5 protein-coding genes are annotated in these 9,170 nt (G+C 42.9%); 2 read left to right on the top strand and 3 right to left on the bottom strand.

The window, feature by feature from the left end; translation table 11 throughout:
• The first annotated feature begins 50 nt into the window (after window positions 1–50).
• Window positions 51–2,339 carry a TonB-dependent siderophore receptor gene (locus tag L0J61_RS06360; protein ID WP_192524204.1) on the top strand — a complete coding sequence of 763 codons (2,289 nt, stop codon included), beginning with the start codon at window positions 51–53 and terminating at the stop codon, window positions 2,337–2,339.
• Window positions 2,340–2,492: 153 nt separating this feature from the next.
• Complete coding sequence (locus tag L0J61_RS06355; protein WP_192520474.1) at window positions 2,493–4,205, top strand: multidrug ABC transporter permease/ATP-binding protein; 1,713 nt, start codon at window positions 2,493–2,495, stop codon at window positions 4,203–4,205.
• A gap of 467 nt (window positions 4,206–4,672) precedes the next feature.
• Here the strand turns inward: L0J61_RS06355 and L0J61_RS06350 are convergent, their stop codons facing one another.
• Genes L0J61_RS06350 through L0J61_RS06340 form a run of 3 tightly spaced genes read right to left on the bottom strand, consistent with a single transcriptional unit; the run spans window position 4,673 to window position 8,967 of the window.
• Window positions 4,673–6,373, bottom strand: a complete 1,701-nt coding sequence (locus L0J61_RS06350) for a PepSY domain-containing protein (RefSeq protein WP_301465490.1) — start codon at window positions 6,371–6,373, stop codon at window positions 4,673–4,675.
• Window positions 6,374–6,399: 26 nt separating this feature from the next.
• A complete protein-coding gene (locus tag L0J61_RS06345) occupies window positions 6,400–6,690 on the bottom strand; it encodes a hypothetical protein (RefSeq protein ID WP_192520477.1) in 291 nt (96 codons plus the stop codon).
• Window positions 6,691–6,750: 60 nt separating this feature from the next.
• Window positions 6,751–8,967 carry a TonB-dependent siderophore receptor gene (locus L0J61_RS06340; RefSeq protein ID WP_301465489.1) on the bottom strand — a complete coding sequence of 739 codons (2,217 nt, stop codon included), beginning with the start codon at window positions 8,965–8,967 and terminating at the stop codon, window positions 6,751–6,753.
• Window positions 8,968–9,170: the final 203 nt, after the last annotated feature.

The following is a 9,170-nucleotide window of genomic DNA, read 5'->3' as shown; positions in this document are numbered from 1 at the left end:
AAAATGCTTATCATTATAATAGTGATTTAACTTACATATTGGTAACATTCATGCAATTGTCTCGCCTATATTCTGCTCTATTTTGCCTCAAAGCAACTAACAGAGCGCGTCACCCATTTTCAGTAAAATCACTGTCTATCTTTCACCTCTCTACTTCAGTCGTTTTACTTGCTGCAAGCCAAGCGGCGTGGGCACAAACCGATATAAATAATGACAGTCAATCAGATGTACCAAGTGTGGTACTTGATACGATTGTAGTGACCAGTAGTGCGGATGCGTCAGCGGATGGATTGCCAGATGCTTACGAAGGTGGCCAAGTGGCGACCGGAAGCCGCGTAGGAATTTTAGGCAATCAAGACATCATGGATACGCCATTTTCTACTACATCGTATACCAACGAATACATTGCCAACCAACAAGCACAAAGCGTGGGCGACCTGCTCAAAAAAGACCCAACTGTCCGCGTGGCCAGAGGTTTTGGTAACTTTCAAGAAGCTTACTTTATGCGCGGTTTCATCACCACATCAGATGATACGATGTTTAATGGCCTATATGGTATTTTGCCCCGACAGTATATCGCCACCGAATTATTTGAGCGTGTTGAAGTCCAACGCGGCGCTTCTGCCATGCTAAATGGTGCAGCGCCTAGTGGCGGCAATGCTGGTGGTACGATTAACCTATTACCAAAACGTGCTAGTAATGACCCACTACGCCAATTAACGCTTGGTTATGGTCAAGGTGACCAAGGTAAAATTGCCGTCGACGTGAGTGACCGTTTTGGCACTGAGGATGCATTTGGCGTGCGCTTTAACGCCGCTTATCAAGATGGCGATAGTGCCATCGATGATGAATCTTCAACATTGGGATTGGCAGCGCTTGGGCTAGATTATAAAGGCGAGCAATATCGTCTATCAGCAGATTTAGGCTGGCAAGATAACAAACTCAAAGAGACTCGCCCTAGTGTCAATCTTGGCAGTGTTTCTAGCGTACCAAAAGCGCCAGACGGCTCAAAAAATTGGGCGCAGCCTTGGACGTACTCAGATGAAAAAGATATCTTTGGTACCATTCGAGGTGAATATGATTTTAATGACAATCTCACCGCTTATGGTGCTTACGGCATACGAAGTGGCGAGGAAGAAAACTCACTAGCCACCTTAACCGTAAACAGTGCTGATGGTGCGGGCACGATTTATCGTTTTGATAACTCTAGAGAAGATTTGGTACAAAGTGCCGAGCTTGGTCTACGTGGTAAATTACAAACCGGTGAAGTGGCTCATAACTTAGTGTTGGCCGCAAACCTCTATGATCAAGAAGAAAAAGGCGCATTCGCATATGATTTTGGCAATCAGCTAGCGACCAATTTTTACCGCCCTACCGACTACACGGAAGTCCCTTTTACAAGTACAACTACGTTTGGCGGCAATTTAGACGATCCAAAATTAACCAATGAAAAGCAACTCCAAAGCTTTGCGCTAGCAGACACCATATCGCTGTTCGATGACAAACTGAAAACCACGTTGGGTGTACGTCATCAAAATATAAAAACCACCAGCTATGATGCCAACACGCAGGCAGAAACTGCTCATTACGATAAGAGTGAGTGGACACCAAGTATCGGTATTGCCTATCAACCAAACATGGATTGGTCGTTCTACGGTAACTATATCGAAAGCTTAACGCCAGGAAAAACAGCCCCTCAGACAAATAACAATGCTCCTGTTACCAATGCTGGTCAAGCTTTGGACCCTTATGTAAGCGAACAAACCGAAGTTGGCGTGAAGTATGACAACGGGCTTATTGGCAGTAGTTTGGCAATATATCGCACTGATGCCGCACGTGACTATATCGATGCTTCAAACACCCTTATATCTGCTGGTAAAAACCGTCACCAAGGCGTAGAACTGACCGTATTTGGTAGCCCTAGCGAAAATATGCGCCTAAATGCGGGGGTCAGTTATTTAAGTGCCAAACAAAAAGACACTGGTGATGCTGCGTTAGATGGTAATAAAGTCATTGGTCTTCCTACCTTACAAAGCAATGTCAATCTAGAATATGATGTTGCGGCACTCGAAGGATTAACCTTAACAGGTGAAATCATTCATACGGGCCCACGCTATGCCGATAATGCCAATACCTTAAAGGTTGACGGTTATACCACGTTAGATCTTGGAGCTCGCTATAAAACCGTGCTGGCCGGACAAGATGTTACCTTAAAAGGCATGGTAACCAATGTCACGGGCGAAGATTATTGGCAATCAGTCGGTGGCTATACAAATGCTGGTTATTTAAATGCCGGTGAACCCACGGCTTTAAAAGTTTCAGCGACGTTTGACTTTTAAATTTAAACGCTAAGCTTCGCCAATGAGACTACTATACTGATTAAATTGTCGTTATAGAATCATTACCAGAGTTAAATAAAAGGGATTAGGCACCACCTACTCCCTTTTGTGCTATCTAAAAATACGCAAAATTCATTTTATTATTGAGTCCTTATGTCCTCTCGCGCTACAGCTTCTCTATATCATATGATCTGGTCGCATTATCGTCTGCCTTTTCTCAAAGTTATCTTATTGAATTTAGTCAATGCGGCGGTCAGTGTGGGTATTATTGCTTATATTAACCACGCCTTTATCAGTCAGCCTGTTTTTAATACCTTATCATGGCAGAGCTTAGGCTATTTTTCAGCGTTAGTGGTTCTGCTATTGGTCACGACTTTTTTATCACAATATGCCCTAACCCGCTTGGGTCATAGATTTGTGTATGAGCTCAGAACCAAGCTGGTCAAACAAATCATCGATACCAACATTCCGCAGATTGACAAATTAGGAAACGCCCAACTACTCGCCAGCTTGTCTACCGATATCCAATCGATTACCGTCGCCTTTGTCCGTATGCCAGAGTTGGTTCAAGGGGTAATTTTATCTAGCGGAGTCGCTTTATATTTGGGTTGGTTGTCATTGCCACTATTGCTGATCATCATGGTTTGGATTGTAATGACGATTTGGATAAGCACCATTTTGGTGAAGCACGTTTATAAGCACTTAACAGAATTAAGGGAGATTAATGATCTTCTGTATCAAGATTATCAATCTATTATCGAAGGTCGAAAAGAGCTTGCACTTAATCAGCACCGCGCGCAAAAGCTGTATACCAATGATTTTTTGAGTCACGCCCAGTCCTATAAAGAGCGTGTTATTAAAGCAGATACCTTTCACTTATCAGCAGTGAATTGGTCGAACATTATGATGTTTGCAGCGATTGGCGTCGTCTTTGCGGTCTCAAACTATCTGAATATTCCCATGAGCGTTGCCACCACTTTTTCTTTGACCATTTTATTTATGCAATCGCCCCTACTACAAGCCGTTGGCGCTTATCCCACTTTACAAACGGCGCAAGTCGCGTTAGATAAAATACAGACGTTGGCGCTTGCTGATTATCAGCCAGCGTTTTTAACCAATATAGCAGCAAATGACTGGCAGACCATCTCACTGAACAATGTGAGCTATCGCTATCAAGGTATAAACCACCATACACAAGAAGGTGTACCTGAAAATAAGTCGCTTACTGATGATATTTTAAAAGGAGTCAATTTAACCTTGAAGCGTGGCGAAGTGGTGTTTTTGATAGGCTCTAATGGCAGCGGTAAGTCAACCCTTGCAAAAATAATTACTGGCATCTTTATACCTACGACAGGCGCTGTAAAAGTAGACAAACGAACGATTGATTCGGATAACAATACCAATTATCGGCAGCTGTTTTCTGCCATTTTTAGCGATCAACATCTTTTTAAACAACTGATTGGCAGTCAAGACAATGACCCTGATATGTCCTTAGTAACTGAGTGGCTACATAAATTAAATTTGCAAGATAAAGTGACGGTAACTGACCATCGATTGTCTACCGACAAGCTGTCACAAGGACAACGCAAACGCTTGGCCATGCTGCTCGCTGTCACCGAACAAAAGGACTTTCTGCTGCTCGATGAATGGGCTGCTGACCAAGACCCTGCTTTTCGCCGAGTATTTTATCAAACGCTGATTCCTGAATTAAGAGCCATGGGGAAAACGCTGTTTATTATCAGTCATGACGACGGTTATTTTGAGCATGCCGACCGCTTGTTGATGATGAAAGAAGGAAAGCTGACAGAGTTAAATGCAGAAGAACGCCAACGCGCCAGTGCGGACGCCATTGCTATGTTAGAGTAATTGCTCAGCTAGAATAATTGCTAATAAGTCGTACTATTAAAATGTTTAATATCAAAGCATACTGCAAGCGGGGAAATTTTATAGCAGCATTTTATTTTGAATTTGGCGCTTTTATATAAACTGGCTATGCCAGTTTTTCATAAATAACCATGCTTAAATATACAACTCCTGCTGCTACGATTAAGCTAGCAAACCAGACAACGATAAAATAACCAGTATGAGGTGCAAAAAAAGGGAAAATGAAACCTATCAATAGCAGTAGCAATCCCAGCCATCGTAACCTTTGCTGTTTAGTGATATATCGTTTCTGCTCATCATGATGAGATAGCAGGTTTGACCTTACGGCGACTAAGAGTGGCCGTTTGAGATGAAACTTATTCCTATGTCTTTTACTGGTCATCATTAATGCCATCATACCTAGCAGATTAAATGCCAATAGCAATCCAGATAACAGCGCGTTAGACATACTATACATTTTCCATCTGAAGCTTTGAACGACTAGGCGACTTTATTTTTTGCTGGTGAGATGCTTTCTTAAAACTGACCACATAAGTAATATAAGCAAACAGCAGCGCTAGAATAAAAAACATAACGTCAAAGCTGATAAACAGCACATCGACGCTCAAGATACTGTGAAGCAATCCGCGCTCGGTAGTTAGGCTGTTGAGTAGCGGTGTGAATAAAAGTAATAGAGTAATTAATGATAATAATAGACGCCATGCATGACGACTAGAGAGTAATAACGTCAGCAAGAAACCAAACGCCCAGATGATAAAAAACCCATCTACCTCCCACTTGCCTCGCCCTAATAACTCTAACGACAATAGACGATTGAGCCATAAAAAACCTATCATCGCTAAAGGCAATCCCGCCAGCGTCGCAATATTGAGCTTTTCTACTAACCAAAATCCCCAATCAGGCTTATCTATAGTGAATAATTGGCGGCGACGTTTAACCGTCCAAAGCACTAAGCCTGTTGCAATCATACCGCAGCCCGCTGCGCCACATAAAAAGTACAACCAACGCAACCAATTATCCGCAAAGCGTCCTGCATGCAAACCTATCATGACCGCTCGTGTTTGGACAGCGAGCGGCGGCGGTCGACTGTCTTTGAGTACTTCCCCTGTTTGCCCATCATAAATACGAAATACCCCTAACGTTGATAATTGATGCTCAGCTTTACCGTCGATAATAATCATACTTTGGTCAGTATTGGGATGATTAATACTGACACTGGTCACGGTATAATTAGGGTTGCGTTTTTGCCAATCAGATTGTGTCGTGGCAAGCAATGGAGCAATACTAGCCATAGGGGCAGCCTGTAACTCGGTTGCATCCGCTGCCCGATAAGAGTAAATTTCCTTAAAAAACTGCTCATTATCTACCCCAGATACCATGCCTGCCCACGGCATATATAAGGTTATTAAGGTTATGATGCCGGTAAAGGTAATCATCAAATGGAACGGTATTGGCAGCACAGAAAAAGCATTGTGCGCATCAAGCCACGAGCGTTGCCCCTTACCCCAACGAAAGGTAAAAAAATCCGTAAATATCTTTTTGTGGACAATAACGCCTGTGATAATAGCAATCAACATCATCATAGAAGCTATACCGACGATAATTCTGGCCCATATCACACTCATATAATGCAAATCAAAATGCATACGATAAAAGAAGTGACCGCCTACGGTATCTCTTGGTGTATATGCCATTTGGGTTTGCGTATCAAACTGATATTTTAGCCTTTTGTCATCTGTAGTCACATTAATATGTAGACGTTGAGCAATATTATCGCCATTAATATCTTTAGCAATAAACCAGTTTTTGGCATGGGCTTGGGTTTGCTGTAAGTGAGCGATTGCCATAGCAAAACCATCTGACTTATCTTCTAGATTTGTCACATTTTGGTTGTGCGTAAATGTTGAAGACGTGAATGGCGTTTGCTGAGAGCGTGCCGGAATTTCAGGTTGCATCCATGCTGTCAGCTCATTATTAAAATAACTGACCGTGCCCATCAGAAAAATGGTAAACAGCAACCAACCTAATAACAGGCCAAACCAAGTATGGACGTCAGATAAAATGACTCGATAGCCCTTCACTTTAGTTTTACCCTTTGTCTGAATATTACTCATTGTGGCAGTTTGGGTCTTAGTAGAGTCTGAGGGCATAATAACAGCCTGATGGTAAGAAAAATCTAAATAGCGACATAATCAATCACCCCTAATATCCCTGCAATACCGACGATCAGTGTCCATGCCAGCCATAAACGACGCAAAGAAAATACTAAGACAAGGATGAGCGCACATACGACAACGCTAGCAATTTGACCCCAATAGATGGCAGAAATCTCATCTATAGGTAAGGTCAAAAACGTCAAACTCGTAAGCACCGCGATGCCATAGCTACCAATAATCGCTAAAAAAATACGACTGAGGACTTTAAACTCAGGTAGATAAAAACCATGACTGCTACGGCGCTTACTCATGTGACTGCCTGCGTATGAAAGTGAAAGGTCATGATCGGCATAAAAGTGAAAAGCGAAAGATTAAAAGCGATAGGTTAATCTGCCGACTACATTCAAAGGCTCACCGTAAGTCAATTCACTAAAAGTGCTGCCCGCAAGATACTTTTGATTGAACAAATTATTCACATTAACCTGCGCTTCAAGATTGTCGTTAAAGCTATATCTTGCCATGATATTGGCAAGCGTCACGTCATCTTGACCGTACTTTTCAGATTGTTTCGTCACAGGGTTTTTGACAATACCATAGTATCCATTTGACCAGTCAACGCCGCCGCCAATAGTTAAATTAGGAATGATATGATCAAGATTATAAGTGGCAAACAGATTCAGCGTGGTATCAGCAAAGCCAGTATTGATGGTTTTGCCCTTGTTGTCTTCAGCATTAAAATGCGTATAACCAACACTCGCTTGTAGTTGGTCGCTGATTTGACCAGACACTTGTACTTCTACGCCCTGACTGGTGGCACCTTTTGCTCCGTAGTAGGCTTTTTCCAGATCGGTGCCGGGTATTATTTGACCGCCATCGAGTTGAGCAAGGTTGTCCTGCTCGATTCTGAAAATACTCACTTGGCTTTGTAATGTGCCATTATCTGACTCACTTTTTAGACCGATTTCATAGTTTTTACCTTCGATAGGATCGAGGAATTTACCGTTTATATCACGCTGAGTTTGAGGTTTGAAGATATCACTGTAGCTGGTATAAAGACTGTGATTGTCATTAACCGCATAGGTAATCCCTGCGTATGGTGTCCAGATGTGTTTGGCTTCCGTGTTGACGTTACGGCCATACTGCACACCTGAGCGTTCAAAATCAGACACACGCGCTCCCAAAATCACGGCTAAAGGATCCGATAATTTGAGCTGAGTTGCTGCAAAAATGGCTTTTTCTTTGGTTGTGACATCAGAGCTGCGATTGCGCGCTCCCCATTCTGGTTCAGGATAACTGCCATCCCAGTCAGAAAAATCTGGGAGCGGCAACATACCATCAGGCGGTGACTTATAAGTGAAAGTATCAAGATCACTTTTGCTATAGGAGCCGCCTACGATGAGCTTATGCGTTTTTCCCAACGCATCAAAGTTACCGGTTAACTTGCTTTTAACATTGAACTGGTTGCGTTCGGTATCGGCATGAAATGGGTGTAGGTTAAAAATCAGTCCGGTATCAGGATTCACGACTTGGTCGCCATTGGCATACATATAAAGCAGCTTTGGACTACTGTCACTCTCGTTATAGCTGGCATTGGTGGTCAAGTTCCAATCGGCATTAAAATCATGGTCAATATCTGCAAAGTAATAGGTATTATCAGAATCCCAGTTTGTCCAATCTGCGCTGCCATTTTTACTGGTATCCCAATCCGCTTTTGACCCATCACTTAGATAGTTTGGCAAGCCGCCCCACATGGTTGATTTTGATTTATTGTGTTGACGGCTAGCACCCACACTGACCGTGGTGCTGTCGCCCACGTCCGCATCTACTGTGGCATAAAGCAGACTTTGACCCAATTCTTGACGGTCGATAAAGGTATCACCATCTTGATAGCTAGCCACCACTCGGCCTCGTACCGCGCCACTTTCTACTAAAGATTGACTACGATCAACACTGAGACCATATTGCCCATAACGATCAACATTGGCGGATAGCTCTGTTTTTGGAACGCTACTATCAGCCCGTTTACGTATTAAGTTAACATTGGCAGAAGGGTCGCCTGAGCCGCTCATCAAACCAGTCGCGCCGCGTACGGTTTCAACATGGTCAAACATCGCGGTATTGGCAGAGTATTCGCCCATGGCAGCTTGCTGGACAAAATCGGTATTTAAGCCGTCAATTTGGAAGCTATTGATAGCAAAGCCTCTTGATGAAAGACCATTACGCGCGCCATCAACGCTACTTACTTGGATAGCAGGCGTGCGTTTAAGCACATCTATTAGGGTGGTTGAGTTTTGATCTTTGATTTGCTGATTAGTAACCACACTGACCGCTTGCGGGGTTTCTTTGGCCGACAAGCCCATACCGGTGGCGCTACTGGTGACAGGGATTGTATAGCTGTCAGTATTTTCCGTGACCTGTTTGTTCGTTTCTGCCATGACCACGATAGTTGGTAGCGTGGTACTTGGTTCTGACCTATTGTCGCCACGATTGATTTCAATGCCATTGTCATTGATTGGTTGTTGCTGTGATACTTCAGCATGGATCATAGATGAGCTTACTGCCAACGAAGCAATGGCTGAAAGGTGCATGGTTCGCTTAACGCTCCAACTTAAAGGGTTAGGTTTATGCTGTTTTCTACTTTGTGTAATCATAAAGGTATCTCAATGAAAGTGAGGAGAATTTAAGGGAAGGCAGTTATTCAATAGTGCTTACTAATACATGTTAGCTTTGTAGAGCATCATGAGAAATGCGCTATTTATTAATAGTCTTGTTGAATTATTATATGGTTTGT

The organism is Psychrobacter sp., from assembly GCF_030457785.1.
In the GTDB taxonomy this organism is placed as follows: Bacteria; Pseudomonadota; Gammaproteobacteria; order Pseudomonadales; family Moraxellaceae; genus Psychrobacter.
Note: the sequence above shows the minus strand (reverse complement) of the source record. Positions and strands in the feature narration are given on the sequence as shown.

Excerpts from the sequence above, each read along its gene's own strand:
- L0J61_RS06360 (WP_192524204.1), top strand. The coding sequence starts at position 51 with ATGCAATTGTCTCGCCTATATTCTGCTCTATTTTGCCTCAAAGCAACT.
- L0J61_RS06355 (WP_192520474.1), top strand. The coding sequence starts at position 2,493 with ATGTCCTCTCGCGCTACAGCTTCTCTATATCATATGATCTGGTCGCAT.
- L0J61_RS06350 (WP_301465490.1), bottom strand. The coding sequence starts at position 6,373 with ATGCCCTCAGACTCTACTAAGACCCAAACTGCCACAATGAGTAATATT.
- L0J61_RS06345 (WP_192520477.1), bottom strand. The coding sequence starts at position 6,690 with ATGAGTAAGCGCCGTAGCAGTCATGGTTTTTATCTACCTGAGTTTAAA.
- L0J61_RS06340 (WP_301465489.1), bottom strand. The coding sequence starts at position 8,967 with ATGCACCTTTCAGCCATTGCTTCGTTGGCAGTAAGCTCATCTATGATC.